The organism is Paracoccus mangrovi (assembly GCF_042648425.1).
GTDB lineage: Bacteria > Pseudomonadota > Alphaproteobacteria > Rhodobacterales > Rhodobacteraceae > Paracoccus > Paracoccus mangrovi.
The window spans coordinates 1-17,608 of the sequence record NZ_JBHRXJ010000024.1 but is presented as its reverse complement, the minus strand read 5'-3'; the positions used below and the strand labels follow the sequence as shown (position 1 = coordinate 17,608).

Annotated in this window: 19 protein-coding genes; all 19 read left to right on the top strand. The window is 67.2% G+C overall.

The annotated features are described in order from the left end of the window. Positions 1-5 precede the first annotated feature (5 nt). The 19 genes from ACFOMH_RS19580 to ACFOMH_RS19490 all read left to right on the top strand — a co-directional run bounded on the left by ACFOMH_RS19580 (position 6) and on the right by ACFOMH_RS19490 (position 17,328). A complete protein-coding gene (locus ACFOMH_RS19580) occupies positions 6-1,997 on the top strand; it encodes a prohead protease/major capsid protein fusion protein (protein ID WP_377746575.1) in 1,992 nt (663 codons plus the stop codon). Positions 1,998-2,081: 84 nt separating this feature from the next. Beyond that, a complete protein-coding gene (locus ACFOMH_RS19575; RefSeq protein WP_043132430.1) occupies positions 2,082-2,420 on the top strand; it encodes a DUF2190 family protein in 339 nt (112 codons plus the stop codon). After that, positions 2,420-2,734, top strand: coding sequence for a head-tail joining protein (locus tag ACFOMH_RS19570; protein WP_377746574.1), 315 nt, complete (start codon positions 2,420-2,422; stop codon positions 2,732-2,734). Before ACFOMH_RS19575 ends, ACFOMH_RS19570 begins: the two co-directional genes overlap by 1 nt. Next, positions 2,731-3,351, top strand: a complete 621-nt coding sequence (locus ACFOMH_RS19565) for a DUF6441 family protein (protein WP_377746572.1) — start codon at positions 2,731-2,733, stop codon at positions 3,349-3,351. The genes ACFOMH_RS19570 and ACFOMH_RS19565 overlap by 4 nt, the downstream gene beginning before the upstream one ends. After that, complete coding sequence (locus ACFOMH_RS19560) at positions 3,348-3,776, top strand: acyl-CoA transferase (protein WP_377746570.1); 429 nt, start codon at positions 3,348-3,350, stop codon at positions 3,774-3,776. Before ACFOMH_RS19565 ends, ACFOMH_RS19560 begins: the two co-directional genes overlap by 4 nt. Positions 3,777-3,909: 133 nt before the next feature. Continuing rightward, the gene (locus ACFOMH_RS19555) at positions 3,910-4,641 is read left to right on the top strand and encodes a phage antirepressor KilAC domain-containing protein (protein WP_377746568.1); all 732 of its coding nucleotides are present in this window, start codon (positions 3,910-3,912) and stop codon (positions 4,639-4,641) included. A gap of 43 nt (positions 4,642-4,684) precedes the next feature. Continuing rightward, positions 4,685-5,629 (top strand): phage tail tube protein, encoded by a 945-nt coding sequence (locus ACFOMH_RS19550; RefSeq protein ID WP_377746567.1) that lies wholly within the window; start codon positions 4,685-4,687, stop codon positions 5,627-5,629. A gap of 18 nt (positions 5,630-5,647) precedes the next feature. Beyond that, the gene (locus ACFOMH_RS19545; RefSeq protein WP_331716672.1) at positions 5,648-6,070 is read left to right on the top strand and encodes a hypothetical protein; all 423 of its coding nucleotides are present in this window, start codon (positions 5,648-5,650) and stop codon (positions 6,068-6,070) included. Continuing rightward, entirely contained in the window at positions 6,067-6,333 is a 267-nt protein-coding gene (locus ACFOMH_RS20595) for a DUF7697 family protein (RefSeq protein ID WP_100526102.1), read from the top strand. Before ACFOMH_RS19545 ends, ACFOMH_RS20595 begins: the two co-directional genes overlap by 4 nt. Continuing rightward, a complete protein-coding gene (locus ACFOMH_RS19535) occupies positions 6,296-8,695 on the top strand; it encodes a tape measure protein (RefSeq protein WP_377746565.1) in 2,400 nt (799 codons plus the stop codon). Before ACFOMH_RS20595 ends, ACFOMH_RS19535 begins: the two co-directional genes overlap by 38 nt. Further along, positions 8,695-9,321 carry a phage distal tail protein, Rcc01695 family gene (locus ACFOMH_RS19530; protein WP_377746564.1) on the top strand — a complete coding sequence of 209 codons (627 nt, stop codon included), beginning with the start codon at positions 8,695-8,697 and terminating at the stop codon, positions 9,319-9,321. Before ACFOMH_RS19535 ends, ACFOMH_RS19530 begins: the two co-directional genes overlap by 1 nt. Then, entirely contained in the window at positions 9,318-10,202 is an 885-nt protein-coding gene (locus ACFOMH_RS19525) for a DUF2163 domain-containing protein (RefSeq protein ID WP_377746563.1), read from the top strand. Before ACFOMH_RS19530 ends, ACFOMH_RS19525 begins: the two co-directional genes overlap by 4 nt. 62 nt (positions 10,203-10,264) lie before the next feature. Beyond that, positions 10,265-10,702 (top strand): NlpC/P60 family protein, encoded by a 438-nt coding sequence (locus tag ACFOMH_RS19520; protein ID WP_036700351.1) that lies wholly within the window; start codon positions 10,265-10,267, stop codon positions 10,700-10,702. 3 nt (positions 10,703-10,705) lie between these two features. Further along, entirely contained in the window at positions 10,706-15,217 is a 4,512-nt protein-coding gene (locus ACFOMH_RS19515) for a baseplate multidomain protein megatron (RefSeq protein WP_377746561.1), read from the top strand. Between the two features lie 14 nt (positions 15,218-15,231). Continuing rightward, positions 15,232-15,975: a DUF2793 domain-containing protein gene (locus ACFOMH_RS19510; protein WP_377746559.1), complete on the top strand. Its 744-nt coding sequence runs from the start codon at positions 15,232-15,234 to the stop codon at positions 15,973-15,975. Between the two features lie 4 nt (positions 15,976-15,979). Further along, positions 15,980-16,234 carry a hypothetical protein gene (locus ACFOMH_RS19505; protein ID WP_377746557.1) on the top strand — a complete coding sequence of 85 codons (255 nt, stop codon included), beginning with the start codon at positions 15,980-15,982 and terminating at the stop codon, positions 16,232-16,234. 65 nt (positions 16,235-16,299) lie between these two features. Further along, on the top strand, positions 16,300-16,959 hold the full coding sequence (locus ACFOMH_RS19500; RefSeq protein ID WP_085376825.1) for a lysozyme: 660 nt from the start codon (positions 16,300-16,302) through the stop codon (positions 16,957-16,959). Beyond that, complete coding sequence (locus ACFOMH_RS19495) at positions 16,959-17,177, top strand: hypothetical protein (protein WP_043132454.1); 219 nt, start codon at positions 16,959-16,961, stop codon at positions 17,175-17,177. Before ACFOMH_RS19500 ends, ACFOMH_RS19495 begins: the two co-directional genes overlap by 1 nt. Before the next feature lie 22 nt (positions 17,178-17,199). After that, positions 17,200-17,328, top strand: coding sequence for a hypothetical protein (locus ACFOMH_RS19490; protein ID WP_377746555.1), 129 nt, complete (start codon positions 17,200-17,202; stop codon positions 17,326-17,328). Positions 17,329-17,608 lie beyond the last annotated feature (280 nt).

Genomic DNA, 17,608 nt, shown 5'->3' with positions numbered 1-17,608 from the left:
CTACCATGGAGAATGAGGAAATTCTCGACCTGCCCGTGATCGGGCGGGCCGGCACAATGCAATCTGTCGATGACGCCTCGCGCACATTCGAGGTTCTCTGGACCACCGGCGCGCAGGTGCGCCGCTATTCCTGGGCGCGGGATGAGGAGTTCGACGAGGAACTGGTGGTGTCGCCCAACGCGATGCGGCTCGACCGTCTGAACGCGGGCGCACCGTTCCTGAACTCGCATGCGTCCCACCGCCTGACCGACATTCTCGGCGTGGTCGAGAATGGCTCGATCCGCATCGAGAACGGCCAGGGGTTCGCCCGCATCCGGCTGTCAGAGCGCGATGAGGTCGAGCCGATCTGGCGCGACATCAAGGCCGGGATCATCCGCAATGTCTCGGTCGGATACCGGGTCCATCGCTTTGAGCGGGTGGCGAAGGCCGACCGCACCGATGGCGGTCCGCGCGCCCTCTATCGCGCGGTCGATTGGGAGCCGCTTGAAATCTCTGCCGTCGCCATCGGTGCCGATCCCGGCGCCGGCATGCGGTCGGAAGCCAGGCAGTCTGACGCCCGGCAATTCCCCTGCGCGATCACCACGAAAGGACGAAACATGCCTGAAGACACCATTGCGGCGGGTGCTGATGAAACCCGCAACGCCCCTGCCCCCGCGCAAACCCCTGCCATCCCGCAAGCGGCCCCGGCCGTGCCCGCGCCCGACGCGGAAAGCATCCGCGCGGAAGAACGCAGCCGGGTCAGCACCATCATGACGCTCTGCGCACGGCATGATCTGGGCTCTGACCTTGCCAACGACCTGATCGCGCGCGGCGTCTCGATCGATGCCGCCCGCGAGGCGGTCCTCGACGCCCTGGGCGATGCAAACCCTCTGGGCCGCACGATTGAGCTGGCCCCGGCGCAGGCCCGCGGCACCGGCGATGCCGCCTATCGCGATGCCGTTGCCGATGCGATCATGCACCGGGCGGCACCTTCGCTGCATGCGGTATCGCCGCAATCGCGGGAGTTCGCGTTCCGCAGCCTGATGGACCTGGCCCGCCATGCCGTCGAGCGCGCCGGCGTCAACACCTCCGCCATGCCCGATATGGAGATCGCGGGTTTCGCCATGGGCATGCGTTCGGCGGGCTACCACAGCACCGGAGACTTCCCGGCGATCCTCGGCAGCGTGGTCAACCGGACGCTGCGCGCCGCCTATGACGCCACCCCGCGCACCTTCGGGGCATGGTCCACGCGGGTCACGGTTCGGGATTTCCGGCCCGTTGACCGCCTTCAAATCGGCAACGCCCCCGATCTGGTCAAGGTGCCGGAAGGCGGCGAATTCACCTATGGCACCGCGACCGAGGGCAAGGAAAGCTATGCGATCGCCACCTATGGCCGCATTATCGGCTTCAGCCGGCAGATGCTGATCAACGATGACCTGCGCGCCTTCGACCGGGTCGTCCAGTCCTTCGGCGCATCAGCCGCGAACCTCGAATCGGATATCCTCTATTCGATTCTGCTCTCGAACCCCGCCATGGGCGACGGCACGGCGCTGTTTCATGCCAATCACGGCAACCTCGGCACGGCGGCGGCGATCACCGAGGAGTCCCTGACCGCGATGCTGCGCGCCTTCGCGGTGCAAAAGGACCTAGACGGTCGGGCGATCACGGTTCTGCCGCGCAACATCATCGTTCCGCCCGGAAAGCGCATGGTGGAAATCCACAAGCAACTGGCCGCGACCACGCCCGGCAGCACGGCCGAGGTGAACCCCTATTCGAACCGCTTCTCGGTGGTCGAGGAAATCCGGCTGGTGAATACCGCCGGTCCCGATCCGTGGTTCGCCGCCACCGATCCCGCCTTCGGCGCGGTGGAATACGCCTATCTGGCGGGTCAGGAGGGTCTCTATACCGAGCATCGCGTCGGCTTCGAGGTCGATGGCATCGAGTTCAAGGCCCGCCACGATTTCGGCGCCAAGGCCATCGACTGGCGCGGACTCTATAAAAACCCCGGCATCGCGTGATGCTGCCGGCCCCGGTCTGATCCTGACCGGCGCGGACCGGTGATCGGCCCGCATTCCCTTCTTTCCCTCATCAGGAGAAAGCCCATGAAAAACTTCATCGCAACGGGTAACACGCTCACCATCACCGCCGAGGCGGATATCGCCTCGGGCGCAGGCGTTCTGATCGGCTCGATCTTCGGCGTTGCCACCGGCCCCATCGCCAATGGCGCGGAAGGCGTCATCAACCTCACTGGCGTCTATGATCTGCCGAAGACCGCGTCCCAGGCCTGGACGGTCGGCGCGAAGGTCTATTGGGACAACACCGCCAAGGCCTGCACGACCACGGTCGGCTCCAACACGCTGATCGGCATTGCGGTGCTCGCGGTCGGAGGCGGCGCGGGGGAAACTACCGGCCGCGTCCGTCTGAACGGGGCGGCCGTCTGATGAGCGCCTTTGCCACCGCTGCGACCCGGATCTTCGCGGACCCGAACATGGCGGTTGACGCGACATGGTTGCCGGGCGGGGTTCCGCCCGGCAGCACCATTCGCGCCATCCGCAAATCCCCGGACGAACTGACCAGCTATGGCGGCGCGCGCATCTGGTCGGAAACCCTCCGCATCGACGTGATGGCGGCCGAAACCGCGTCAATCCAGCCCGGCGACCGCATCGTGATCGGCGGCGAGGTCTTCGAGGTTCAGGGCGAGCCGATCCGCGACCGCGAGCGGCTGGTCGTGACCCTCGATCTGAGGCCCATGTGAAGCTGCGCGCGGACATCACCAATATCGCCAGGCTGATGGCCGATGAGGTCAAGGCCGGCGAAAAGGCGGTGCATTTCGGGATCCGCGATGCCGGGATCGCGCTCAAGGACGCATGGCGGGGGCAGATCACCGGCGCGGGCCTCGGCCAGCGACTGGCCCGGACCATCCGCTCGGAGACCTGGCCAAAGGGGCGGCACAGCATGAATGCCGCGTCGATGGTCTGGACCCGCGCCCCGGTGATCGTGAATGCCCATGATACCGGGCCGCTGATCCGCTCAAAGGACGGGTTCTGGCTGGCCATCCCGCTTGAGGCGGCCGGAAAAAGCCGCAGCGGCAAGCGCCCGACGCCGGGCGAATGGGAGGCACGCACCGGGCTGCGGCTGATCTTCGTCTATCGACGCAGCGGCCCCAGCCTGCTGATCGCCGAGGCGCGGCTGACGAAGCACGGTCGGGCGGCCGTGTCCCGGTCAAAGACGGGACGCGGCCTCGCCTCGGTGCCGATCTTCCTGCTGGTGCCGCAGGTCAGGCTGAAGAAGCGGCTGGATCTTGAGAAGCCGGCCAATGCCGCTCTGGTATCCCTGCCCGGCGCAATCGTCTCTCGCTGGGAACGCACATGACCACCAGGCGCGAAGAGGTTCTGTCGTCCCTGTTCACCCTCCTGCAGGGCATCGGCGGCGGCACCATCGTCCAGCGCAATGAGGTCCTGCCCGAGCGCATCCCCGCCGCCGGGCTGCTGATCCTGCGCGACGGCACGCCGGGCGAGGCGGAGGTGACGCTGTCGCCGTTGCGCTATCACTGGCAGCACCGGGCCGAGGTCGAGGTCTTCATTCGCGGATCCTCCGGTCTGGAGCTGGCGTTTGACGCGCTGGCTGAACGGGTCGGGCACGTGATCGCCGCCGACCGGACGCTGGGCGGGCTTTGCGACTGGATCGAGACCGACGCGCCCGAGCCTGCCGATCTGGCGGTCGAGGGCGCCCCGTCCATCAGGGCGGCGGTGCTGATCCTGACCCTGCATTACACCAGCAACGATCCGCTGGGTTGAGATGCGAACAAGGCCGGACCGGCGCGGAATCCGGCCTTGCCGCGCCGGTCTGCGCCGCGCCGCCGGTCGGGCGGATGTGCCTGTCTGATTCAGGCCCGAATCCCCGGTCCGCATCGAATATCAGGAGAAAGAAATGAGCACCATGATCTCGCATCTGCCAGCCGGCCCGGAGGAAGCCAGCCCGCTCACCATGTCTTCGCGCGAAATCGCCGAGCTTCTCGAAAGCCGCCATGACAAGGTAAAGCAATCCATCGAGCGGCTGGCCGCGCGCGGTGTCATCGTCCAACCCCCAATGGGGGATGAACAGGATATGGATGCATTGGGCCGTCTGCGAACGACTTCCGTCTACCGGCTCGAGAAACGCGACAGCATCATTGTCGTGGCGCAGCTCTCGCCCGAGTTCACCGCAAGGCTGGTCGACCGCTGGCAGGAACTGGAAGAGCAAGTGGCCCGCGCCCCGGCCACCGACCTCAACGACCCGGCGCAGCTGCGGGCGCTGCTACTCAGCTACAGCGAACAGCATGTGGCCCTGCAAGAGAAAGTGCAGGCGCTGCTACCCGCACAGGATAAGCTGGACCGGATCGCGCAGGCGGATGGGTCATTCTGCATCACCAACGCCGCCAAGCTTTTGCAAATGCGCCCGAAAGACCTGTTTCTCTGGCTGCAGGAAAATGGCTGGATCTACAAACGCCCCGGCGGCGCGAGCTTTCTCGGCTACCACAGCAAGACCGCGACCAGCCTGCTCGAGCACAGGATCACCACTGTCTTGCGCGCCGATGGTTCGGAAAAGGTCACCGAGCAGGTGCGGGTGACCGCCAAGGGCCTCACCAGGCTGGCCGCGCTGGTCAAGCCGCCATTGCACTGACCCGGTCCCGGCACGGGATCGCTTCCATAGAAAGGAACCTTCCATGGCACGCGCCCAAGGTGCGCGGTCGCAACTCGCGGCTGCGTTCGAGACTGTTTATGGCACCGCCCCCGTCAGCGGCTTCACCCGCCTGCCCTTCGCATCCTCGACGCTGAGCGCCGAACAGCCGCTGCTCTCGTCCGAGCTGCTGGGCTATGGCCGCGACCCGCTGGCGCCGGTCAAGGACGCGATCACCGCGGATGGCGATCTGACCATCCCCATTGATGCCGAGGGTTTCGGCTTCTGGCTGAAGGCCGCGTTCGGGGCGCCGGTCACGACCGGAACCGCGCCGGGACCCTATACGCATGAGTTCCGCTCAGGCAACTGGACCCTGCCGTCGATGGCGATCGAGACCGGCATGCCGGAGGTGCCGCGCTTTGCCATGTATTCCGGCGTCATGGTCAATCAGCTCAGCTGGACCATGCAGCGTTCGGGGCTGCTGACCGCCAGCGCCCAGCTTGTGGCGCAGGGTGAGACCGTGGCTACCACGACGCAGGCCGGCACGCCGGCTGATCTGGACTTGATCCGCTTCGGGCATTTCAACGGCGCCATCACGCGCAATGGCACAGCGCTGGGCAATGTGATCTCGGCCCAGATCGCCTATGCCAACAATCTCGACCGGATCGAGACCATCCGCAACGACGGCATGATCGATGGCGCGGATCCCTCCATCGCCGCGCTGAACGGCCAGATCGAGCTGCGCTTTGCCGATATGGTGCTGATGAACCAGGCCATCGCCGGCGGGCCGTGCGAATTGGAATTCGCATACACCCTGACCAGCGGCGAAAGCCTGACCTTCACCGCACATGCCGTCTATCTGCCGCGCCCCCGCGTCGAGATCAGCGGGCCGCAGGGCATTCAGGCCAGCTTCGACTGGCAGGCGGCGAAGGCCGCCAGCCCGGCGCGCATGGCAACCATCACCCTTGTCAACAACACCGAGGAATATTGAACCATGATCCGACTGAACATGACCACCGAGCCGCGCTGGATCGATCTGCTGCCCGGCCTGATGATCCGGGTCGCCCCGATCACCACATCCATCATGGCCGCCGCGCGCTCCGATGTCTCCCTCGATACCCTCGACGCCGATGCGCCGAAGGAAGTGCTGGCCGTGGCCATGGCGCAGGCCGTCGCCAGAATGGTGATTACCGAATGGTCGGGCGTCGGCGACGCCGAGGGCATCGACCTTCCGGTGACGCCCGAAGGCATCGACGCGCTCTTGAACATCTGGCCTGTGTTCGAGGCATTCCAGGAAAAGGTTCTGGGCCCCTATCTGGTGCTGGATGCGGAAAAAAACGGCTCCGCGCCCTCGCCGAATGGCATTTCGGCGGGGGCGAGCGATATTGCGCAGCCTGCCCCGGACACTGCCCCGACTGCCCTGCCCGGCTGAACAGTCCCGAAACGCAAGAGGGCTGGCAGGTCTGGGATCTGGCCGGGCGGCTGAGCGGGCAGGTCCGGGCGATCCCCGGCGCGGTTCTCGGCTGGGACATGGGCGCGGCGCTGGAAATGGGCCGCGCCCTTGGCATTGCACCGCTCGCGGTCGTGGAACTGCTGCCGGTGATCGAGGCGGAAATGATCCGCAGGACAAACCAGAAGATCGAGGAAGGCAGAGGCGATGGCCGAGAAGAAAGTTTCCGTTCGTCTCGTCGCTGAGAACGGACGCCAGGTCCGCGCGGAACTGGAAGGCGTCGGCAATGCGGGTGCAGAGAGCTTCAAGCGCATGTCGCGTGAGGTGGACACGGCCGGCGTCATGTTGCGCCGCCTCGCCGGTATCGCGGCTGGGGCGCTCAGCATCCGCCAGGTCGCGCAATATGCCGATACCTGGACCGATCTGCGCTCGCGGGTCGATCTGGCGACCGGGTCGCAGGAGAAGGGCGCCGCCGTCATGGAACGGCTCGCGCAGATGGCGCGGCGCACCTATTCGGGAATCGAGCAGACGACCGAAAGCTGGCTCTCGAACGCCACCGCCCTGCGCGAACTCGGACTTTCCACCGCCGAGAGCCTCGATTTCACCGAGGCGCTGAACAACGCCATGGTGGTCTCGGGCGCAAAGGCCGAGCGCGCGGCCTCGGTCCAGAACGCGCTCTCGAAGGCGATGGCGCTGGGCAGCCTGTCTGGCGATAACCTGAACACGGTGATCCAGACCGGCGGCCGGGTGGCCGAACTGCTGGCTGCCGAACTCGGCACCACAGTTTCCGGCCTGCGGGTGATGGGAACGCAGGGCGCGATCACCGGCGAGGTGATCCGCACCGCGCTGGTCGGCAATCTGGAGCTGCTGCGCGAGGAAGCGGACTCCATGCCGGCGACCATCGGCGACGCGTTCACGCTGATCGGCAATGCGGCGCTGCAACTGGTTGGCAGCTGGGATCAGCTTCTGGGTGCCTCCTCCACCGTCGCCTCTGTGCTGATCCTTGTCGCGGACAATATCGAACGCCTCGCCTCGCTCGCGATTGCCTTCGCCGGCTTCATGGCCGGGCGCTGGGTGGCGGCTTTTGTCGCCGCCCGTGTCGCGACCTTCTCGCTGTCCACGGCGCTGACCGTGCTGCGCGGGGCGCTGATCCGCACCGGCATCGGCGCGCTGATCGTCGCGGCGGGCGAGCTGATCTACCAGTTTTCCTCGCTGGTCAAATCAGTCGGCGGCATCGGCACGGCGTTCAAGCTGCTAGGCGATGTCGCAAAGGAGGTCGGCCAGCGCATCGTCCTGGCCTTCCAGGCATCGTTCGCGCTGCTCAATGCGGCCTGGGATGGCTATCGCGCCTATGTGTTCACGGTGCTCGACCTGATCGTGACCGGGGGCGTCACCGCCGTGGACCGATATGTTGCGGTCTGGCACGGCGGGTTTGAGGCGATCAAGGCGATCTGGGCATTGCTGCCGGATGCCATTGGCGATCTGGCGTTCAAGGCGGCGAACGGGTTGATCGCCGGGGTCGAGGCGATGCTGAACGGCGTCGTCACCCGCATCAACAGTTTCATCTCCGGCATCAACGCAGCCCTCGCCATGCTGCCCGAATGGGCGGTCGGCGAAGGAGGCGCACAGATCGACCTTCTGGACCCGTTCAGCATCGGACGCATCGACAATCCGTTCGAGGGATCGGCATCTGATGCGGGCAGCGCCGCCGCCGAGGCGTTCAGCGCGGCCTGGGACCGGACCTATTTTGAGACGCCCGACCTGTTCGGCGATCTTGCCGATCAGGCCGCGACAGCAGCGTCTGCACATCTCGACGCCGCGCAGGCACTGGGCGCGGCGGCGGTCGCGCCGCTGGAAAGCTGGCAGGCGCTGAAGGATGCCGTCACCGCCTCAGGCGAGGATGGCGCGAACGCGCTGGACGATGCGGCTGGCGCGGCCGACCGGGTTGCCGGCGCCATGGATCGCGCCGGTGGCGCTGCGGGCCGGGCCGGTGCGGCTGGCAAGAAAGCCGGCGAAGACACTACAAACGGCGCGGAACAGGCGAAACAGGGCTGGGATGCGGTTATCGCCCCGCTCTCCGACTATGCCCAGAAGGCCCGCGACATCAGCGGTGATATCGGCAACGCGCTGGTCGGAGCATTCCAGAGCGCCGAGAATGCGGTCGGCGAGTTCGTGAAGACCGGCAAGCTGAACTTCCACGGCCTCGTGACCTCGATGCTGGCCGACATGGCGAAGCTGGGCGCGCGCCGGTTCCTGCTCGGGCCGCTGGCCGGGATTCTGTCGGGCTTCATGCCGGGGCTGAATGTGCCGATCCTCCATGCCGGCGGCATGGTCGGCGGTGCAGCGCCGTCCCGCATGGTCTCGGCCATGGCCTTCGCCAATGCGCCCCGGATGCATTCCGGCGGCTGGGCGGGCCTGCGCTCGGACGAGGTGCCGGCGATCCTGCAGAAGGGCGAGCGGGTGCTCTCGCGCCGCGAAGCGGCGGGTTACGGGGGCGGCGTCACCATCAACATCAACGCCCGCGATGCCGAGAGCTTCCGGCAGTCGCGAGCACAGATTTCGGCAGATATCGCGCGGGCCGTCGCCATGGGAAGGAGAGGGGTGTAATGACTTTTCACGATGTCCGGTTCCCGGACAATATCAGCCGCGGCGCGCGCGGCGGCCCGGAACGGCGCACCCAGATCGTGGAACTGGCCTCCGGCGACGAGGAACGCAACGCCAGCTGGGCCAACTCGCGCCGCCGCTATGACGTCTCCTATGGCATCCGCCGCGCCGACGATCTCGACGCCGTGGTGCAATTCTTCGAGGCCCGCAACGGGCGTCTGCACGGCTTCCGCTTCAAGGATTGGGGCGATCATAAATCCTGCAAGCCATCGGCGATGGTGACGCACCAGGACCAGTTGCTCGGGACCGGCAACGGAACCGCAACCGCGTTCCAGCTTGTGAAGCGGTATGCCTCCGGGGCGCAGTCCTGGACCCGCTCGATCACCAGGCCGGTCGCAGGCAGCATCAGGCTGGCGCTGGGCGGCGTCGAGCAGCTTTCCGGCTGGTCGGTCGATACGACGACCGGTGTCGTTACATTCGGAACCGCACCCGCCGCTGGCGTCACCGTCCGCGCGGGGTTCGAATTCGATGTGCCGGTGCGATTCGACAGTGACGCGCTCGACGTAACCCTCGATATCGAGCGGCTCGGCTCGATCACCTCCATCCCGCTCGTGGAAATCCGCCGATGAAATCGCTGTCCCCTGCCCTGCAGGCGCATCTGGACGATGGCACCACCACGCTGGCCTGGTGCTGGAAGATCACCCGCGCCGATGGCCAGAGCTTCGGTTTTACCGATCATGATTGCCCGCTTGCCTTCGGCGGCACGGACTATGAGCCGGAAAGCGGGCTTTCGGCATCGGAAATCCGGTCCGGTTCGGATCTGGCCGTGGATTCGCAGGATGCTGAAGGGGCGCTGACCTCCGACCGGATCACCGAGACCGACATCCTGGACGGGCGCTGGGACAACGCACTGGTCGAGGTCTGGCGGGTGAACTGGGCCGCCCCCGGCCAGCGGGTTCTGATCCGGCGCGGTGCCATCGGCGAGTTGCGCCGCGGGCGCATGAGTTTTGTGGCCGAGGTGCGCAGCATGGCGCATGTGCTGGGCCAGACCGTCGGCCGGGTGTTTCAGGGCGCCTGCGATGCGGCGCTCGGGGACGGGCGGTGCCGCGTCGATCTGAACGACGCGGCCTATTCCGGGGCCGGCGCGGTGCTCGATAAGGTCCGCGACCGCGCCTTCACGGCCTCCGGCATCAGTGGCTTCGCCAATGGCTGGTTTGCCTTCGGGGTGCTGGAATGGGCATCCGGAGGTAATGCCGGTCGCCGCGACGAGATCATGCTGCACGAGGTCGCCTCCGGCGTGGTCACCATCACCCTGCTGGAGGCGCCAGTGCGGGTGATCACCACCGGCGATGCCTTCACCATCCGCGCCGGCTGCGACAAGCGCAGCGCGACCTGCGCGGCCAAGTTCAGCAACATCGCCAACTTCCGCGGCTTCCCGCATATCCCCGGCCAGGACGCGGTTGTCCGCTACGCCACGGCGGATGGCGGGCACGAGGGGGCGGTGCTGTGAGAGGCGCGGCAGTTGCTGCACCGCATGCAGCATCTGATGCCCGGCCCGCCGATCCCCGATCCGTGATCGCCGCCGCGCGCGGCTGGCTCGGCACGCCCTATCACGATCAGGCCAGCGTCAAGGGCGTCGGCTGCGACTGCCTCGGGCTGGCGCGCGGCATCTGGCGCGAAGTGGTCGGAAGCGAGACGCTGCCGGTGCCGCCCTACAGCCGCGACTGGGGCGAGATCGGCAGCCGCGAGGTGCTGGCCGAGAATGCCGGCCGAGTGATGATCCGCATCGACCCGGCCGAGGCCGGGCCGGGCGCGGTGGTGCTGTTCCGCATGCGCGCGGGCGCCATCGTCAAGCATGTCGGGATCCTGACCGGCGAGGGCACAGTCGTCCATTCCTATGAGCGGCTCGGGGTGATCGAAGAACCGCTCACCATCGCATGGCGGCGGCGCATTGCCTTCGCCTTCCTGTTCCCGCGCCCGGCGCCCGGCCTGCACAAGAAGAAGACCTGACTCATGGCAACCATCCTTCTCGGCGCGGTCGGCACCGCCATCGGCGGCGGCTTCGGCGGCACGATCCTCGGCCTCTCCGGCGCTGCCATCGGCGGCATGATCGGCTCCGGCATCGGCTCGATGGTCGACAGCTGGATCGTCTCGTCGCTGTTGCCCGGCCAGCGCATCGAGGGCCAGCGCATGGACAGCCTGCGCATAACCTCGGCGACCGAGGGCGTGGTGATCCCGCGCCTCTATGGCCGCATGCGCATCGGCGGCAATATCATCTGGGCGACCGACTTCCGCGAGGAAACCAATGTTCACCGCCAGGGGGGCGGCAAGGGCGGCGGGCAGAAGGTCACCACGACCGAATACCTCTACTACGCCAGTTTCGCGGTCGCGCTCTGCGAAGGCCCGATCACCGGCATTGGCCGCATCTGGGCGGATGGCGAGGTGGTCGATCTCAGCGAGGCGACGTGGCGCTGGTATCCGGGCAGCGAGGTTCAGGCCCCCGATCCCTTCATCGCGGCAAGGATGGGGGCCGGGAACACGCCTGCCTATCGCGGCACCGCCTATGTGGTGTTCGAGGAACTGCCGCTGGCGCGCTTCGGCAACCGCCTGCCGCAACTGTCCTTCGAGGTCTTCCGGCCTCTGGACGATGCCGACACCGCCGAGGGGCTGGTGCCCGCGGTCACCATCATCCCGGCGTCGGGAGAATGGTCCTACGCAACCCAGATCGTGCGCAAGGCCGGGGGCGGCGACAGCGCGGCCGAGAATGTCAACGCTATGGCCGGGACCGCCGACATGGTGGTTTCGCTGGACCGGCTGGAAGCCATGGTGCCTGCGGTCAAGAGCGCCTCGCTGGTGGTGTCCTGGTTCGGCGACGATCTGCGCGCCGGAAGCTGCACGATCCGCCCGAAGGTCGAAATGGCGCAGAAGAACACCACGCCTGCCTGGAGCGTCAACGGCGTGAGCCGCGGCGATGCGCTGGTGGTCAGTCAGGACGATCAGGGGCGGCCGATCTATGGTGGCACGCCAGCGGATTTCTCGGTGCTGCAGGCCATCCGCGAGATGAAGGCGCGCGGGCTCAAGGTGACCTTCTATCCGTTCCTGATGATGGATGTCCCGGCCGGCAACACCCTGCCGGATCCCTGGTCCGACTATGCCGCAACCATCGGCCAGCCGGTGCTGCCGTGGCGCGGGCGGATCATCTGCTCACCTGCCGCCGGTTTCGCCGGAACCGTGGACAAGACCGCCGCCGCCGCGGCGCAGGTCGATGCCTTCTTCGGCAATGCCCAGCCCTCGGATTTCGCAGTCAACGGCGACAGCGTGACGTGGATCGGGGGGGCGGATTGGGGTTTCCGGCGCATGATCCTGCATTACGCCCATCTCTGTGCGGCGGCGGGTGGTGTGGACGCCTTCCTGATCGGTTCCGAAATGCGCGGGCTGACCACGATCCGATCCGGGGCATCGACCTATCCGGCGGTTGCCGCGTTGCAATCGCTGGCCGCTGCCGTCCGCTCGATCCTCGGCCCCGGCGTGAAGATCAGCTATGCCGCCGACTGGTCGGAGTATTACGGGCACCACCCGGGCGATGGCTCGGGTGACGTGTTCTTCCACCTCGACCCGCTCTGGGCGGATGACAATGTCGATTTCATCGGTATCGACAATTACATGCCGCTTTCCGACTGGCGCGATGGCTGGGAGCATCTCGATGCGCTGGCATGGCCGTCGATCTACGACCGCGCCTATCTGCAATCGAACATTGCCGGCGGCGAGGGCTTCGACTGGTATTACGCCAGCGAGGGCGACCGGATCGCACAGACCCGCACGCCGATCGAGGACAGCATCACACCGGGCGCAGGCGGCAAGGTCGTCACCGCGATGCCTGTTGCAGCGCCCGGCATCAGCCAAAGTCCCGCCGCCAGTTTCACCACCACGGTGCCATATCGGAGTGCCAGCATCACCCTATCCTGCCGGGTTCAGTTCCCGGCCCTGATCGCGGACGGCATTGTTTTCGAGATCGGCAACCTGAGCAGCGGCATGTTCTTCGGCCTGGCTGGCGGGCAGCTGATTCTGCACGAGATCTTCTCGGCCATCGGACAGACCAGGACAGCCGCGATCCCTGCCGCCTCACTTGCCGGCAGGACCGTCGATCTGGTCGCATGGTTCGACATGGCAAGCGGCGAGATCGGCTTTGCAGTCGACGGGAGTGTTGCGGCCACGGCAAGCTTCGGCGGGTCCATATCCGGCACATGGGCCGCCAACAACGGCGGGGGATATGGCCTTGCCAACGGCCCGGTGTCGGGGTCGAGCACCGTCACGACAGCACTCCCCTGGCCGGGAGCGCTGGTCAGCAATCTCAGCATATGGTCGGGCGCGATCCCGAGTTTCGCGACCTTGCCGGCGGTGGCACCCGAGCCGTGGATCTTCCGCTACAAGGACATCCGCGGCTGGTGGTCGAACCCGCATCGCAACCGGCCGGGCGGGATCCCCGCGGCATCCCCGACCGCATGGCTTCCGCAGTCGAAGCCGATCCGGTTTACCGAACTCGGTTGCCCGGCAGTGGATCGCGGCCCCAACCAGCCGAACGTGTTTCATGACCCGAAATCCTCGGAATCCTTCGTGCCCTGGTTCTCGCGCGGCTGGCGCGACGATGCCGTCCAGCGAGCCTATCTGGAAGCGACCTACCTGTTCTGGGGTGACGCCGCAAACAACCCGGTCTCGACCGGATATGCCGGCCGCATGGTCGAGGTGGCGGAATGCGCGGCATGGACCTGGGATGCCCGGCCTTATCCGTTCTTCCCGCAACTCGGGGACATATGGGCGGATGGCGACAACTGGCGGCTGGGCCACTGGCTGACCGGGCGGCTGGGCGCGGTGTCGCTGGCGGCGCTGGTGCGTGATCTCTGCCTGCGCGCCGGCATGCCCTCGGCGTGGATCGATGTCTCGGGCCTCACCGGCGCGGCGGACGGCTATGTGATCTCGGCCCTGGAATCGCCGCGGACCTCGATCACCATGCTGGCGCGGCATTTCGGCTTCGATGCCGTCGAGAGCGAGGGGCGCATTCGCTTCGTCATGCGCGGGCGCGCGCCGGTCGCGACCGTCGCTCTGGACGGCATGGCGGCGGGCCGGAGCGACGTGATGGAACTGGCGCGCGGCCAGGAGACCGAACTGCCGCAGGCCCTGAAATGGCAGGTGGCGCGCGCGGACGAGGATTATGACGGCATCACCGTCGAGTCCCGCCGCATTGCCGTGAGCGCCAGCAGGGTATCCTCGGACAGCTTTCCGATGGCGGTGCCGCCCGAGGAAGCCGACCGGCGCTGCCGCCGGGCGCTGATGGAGGCATGGATCGGACGCGAGACCGGAGCCTTCAGCCTGCCGCCCTCGATGCTGGCGCTGGATCCCGGCGATGTCATCGCGCTGGATCACGACGGACGGCTTGCCGAGATGCGCATCCTCACGGTTTCCGATGCCGAGGCCCGCAGCATCGAGACCATCCGCCAGGACCGGGATGCCTATGATCTTCCGCCCGGAAGCCCTCGCCCGGCTGCGCTTGCCCGGCCGGTCGTGTTCGGTGCGCCGCTGGTCGAACTTCTGAACCTGCCGCAACTGCGCGAGGATCTCGCGCCACACCACCCGCTGATCGCCACCCATGCCCGCCCCTGGCCGGGCCAGATGGCGGTGTTCCGCAGCCCCGAGGCTTCCGGCTTCGAACTGCTGACCACATTCAGCACCCGGGCGCGCATGGGCGAACTGGTGGCCGATCTCCATGCCGGCCCAACCTCTCGGTTCGACTACGGCAACTCGGTCTATCTCGACCTGCTGTCAGGCACCCTCGAGAGCGTCACCGACCTGCGCCTGTTCGCTGGCGAGAACGCGCTCGCCGTCGCGCAGCCGGGCGGCGGCTGGGAGATCCTGCAATTCGGCGCCGCCGAACTGATCGCCCCCGGCCGCTATCGGCTCTCGCGGCTGCTGCGCGGTCAGCGCGGCACGGAGGCCGACATGGCAGCGGCGGTGCCGGCCGGGGCGCGGGTGGTGGTGCTGGACGCAGCGCTGGCCCCGCTGCCGGTGAGCCAGGCCGATCTGGGCATGCCGTGGAACTGGCGCGTCGGGCCATCTTCGCGGCCGGTCAGCGACGACAGCTTCACCGCGCGGGCCTTCACACTACGCGGCACGGGTCTGCGCCCGTTCGCGCCCGTGCATGTCGAGCAGCCTTGGCGGCGCGCGCGCAGCCCCGGCGACCTGACCATCCGCTGGATCCGTCGCGACCGCTCGCTCGCCGCCGACAGCTGGAACGCGGTCGAGATCCCGATGACCGAGGCCAGCGAGGCGTGGCAGGTCGAGATCCTCGACGGGGCAACCGTCAAGAGATTCTTACAAGTTGCCACCACCAACGCGCTCTACACCGCCGCCCAGCAAACCACTGATTGGGGCGCACCGCTCGGGCCGGGCGCATCGCTCGATGTCCGCATTGGCCAGATCGGGCAGGCCTTCGGCGCCGGGGCGGCCCCTGTCACCACCCTCTGGTTCTAAACAGGAGACAACCCATGCCTGACACCACAGCGCATCTCGCGCTGCCCTTCATCATGGCCGCGCAGGCCCAGAAGCACGTGACCATGAACGAGGCGCTACGACTGCTCGACGGCATCGTGCAGCTATCCGTTCTCGACCGCGATCTGACCGCGCCGCCGGCAAGTCCGGCCGAAGGCGACCGCTATATCGCAGCCAGTGGCGCGACGGGCGCGTGGGCTGGCTGGGACCGCAGCATCGCCTACTGGATCGACGGCGCCTGGATGCGGATCCTGCCCGCGCCGGGCTGGCTGGCATGGGTCGTGGACGAGGCGCAGATGCTGGTCTGGACCGGATCGGCATGGATCCCGGTGATCGATGCGATGGGCTTCATCGCGCAGGCCGCCTCGGTCGCCGTGGCGCGGGAGGCAAATGGCGCCAGCACCGGCATGGCGGTGCTCGAGGAAACCCTATCCGGCCTTTCCGGGGCCAGCCGGGATTCGACCATCGTGATCCCCAACCGCGCCATCGTGCTGGGCGTCTCCGCGCGGACCGTGACCGCGGTGCTGGGCGCCAGCTCCTTCGATTGCGGCATCAACGGCGAGCCCTCGAAGTTCGGCGGTTCGCTCGGCGTGGCCGTGGGCAGCAGCAATATCGGCGTCATCGGCCCCACCGCCTTCTATGCCGGCACGCCGGTGCGGCTGACCGCCAATGGCGGCAGCTTCGCTGGCGGCGCGGTGCGCATTGCCATCCATTACCTGACCTGCGCCGCGCCGGACTGAACCCATGGGAGAGAACCTCATGGACAGCATCCGCGAATGGTGGGGCGCGATCATGGCGGCAACCGGCCTTGGCATCTGGCTCGTGCGGCTTGAGGGCAGCAGCAAAACCGCCCTGCGCGAGATCGCAAGGCTGGAAAAGCAGCTCGACGCCGACCGCCAGGCGATCTCGGAAACCCGCAAGGAACAGAACGAGATGCTGCGCGAGATGCGCGCCGACATCAAACGCCTGCTGGAACGCAGCGGTCCCGCCCGCGACTGACCGACGCCCAACCCGACCATCCACCCACCCCGCCAGCGCGCGGGGTATTTTTTATGGAGAGAACCATGTCTGTGGCGAAAGAAACCATCGAGCACGTCAAGCGCTGGGAGGGCCTGCGGCTGGAGGCCTATCCCGATCCCGGCAGCAAGGACGGCACCCCCTGGAGCATCGGTTACGGGCACACCTCGGACCGCTTCATGACAGTCCACAAGGGCCTGAAGATCACCGAGGCGCAGGCCGAGGCCGCGCTGGAGCACGATCTGGGCGAGGCCGAGGATATCCTGCGCCGGCTGGTCAAGGTGCCGCTCACCGATGGGCAAAGGGCGGCGCTGACCAGCTTCGTCTTCAACATCGGCGAGGGGCAGTTCGCTGGTTCCACCCTGCTCAGAAAGCTGAACGCCGGCGATCATGACGCCGTGCCCGATCAGCTCGCCAGATGGGTCTATAATGACGGCAAGAAGATGACCGGGCTGGTCAACCGCCGCGCGGCCGAGATCGGCCTGTGGTCGAAGGGCAGCTTTGTGTCGTCGCGCACGGTCGAGGCCGCAGTCCCGCCCCTGGTCGAAAAGCTGGTCACGCCGGAAGTGCTGACAGCGGCGGGCGGCGCGCTGGCCGGGCTGACCGGGACGCTGCAGGGCGACGGGCCGGTCTCCTTCGCGCTGGCAGCGCTGATCGTCATGGCCGGGGCCTGGGTGCTGTTCCGGCTGATCAGGCGGGCCTCGTGATGCTGGCCCGCTTCAAGTCCTGGCTGGCCATCGCCGCCGCCGCCATCCTGTTCATCCTCGGCGCGCGGCGCAGCGGCGAGAAGGCCGGGCGCGCCAACGAACGCCTCGAAAATCTAGAAAGGACCAATGATGCGCGTCAAAGGATGCTCGATGCCGCCAGCCGCCGCCCTCATGATCGCGATGCTCTGGCTGAGCGGCTGCGCGACGGCAAGTTCTGACAGCGCCCCCTGCCCGCCCGTGGTGGAATACAGCACCGCCGAGCAGACCCGCGCCGCGGCCGAAGTCGAGGCCCTGCCGGAACGTGCGGTGCTGGTACGAATGATGAGCGATTACGCCGTACTGCGTGATCAGGCACGGGCCTGCAGGTGATAGCCGGGCCGGGCACAGCCCTGCGGGAAGCGCCAAACACCTCGACCACAGCATCATGCCCGGCCCGGTTCACGGCTTCACGGTTTCAAAAAGCGGCAGGGATTCGCTGCGCGGGCATGGTCGCATGAGCAGACCACCTCTGTCGCGCATCAAAACAGGCACAGTTGGGCCCCCTGGACAGTGCCAGACATACCGCAGGTCATCCTACCGCCGAACGTCATAAAGGGCGGATTGCTGCCGTTCGCTGCGCAGGCCCCGAACGGCAGCAATGCGAAGCGGA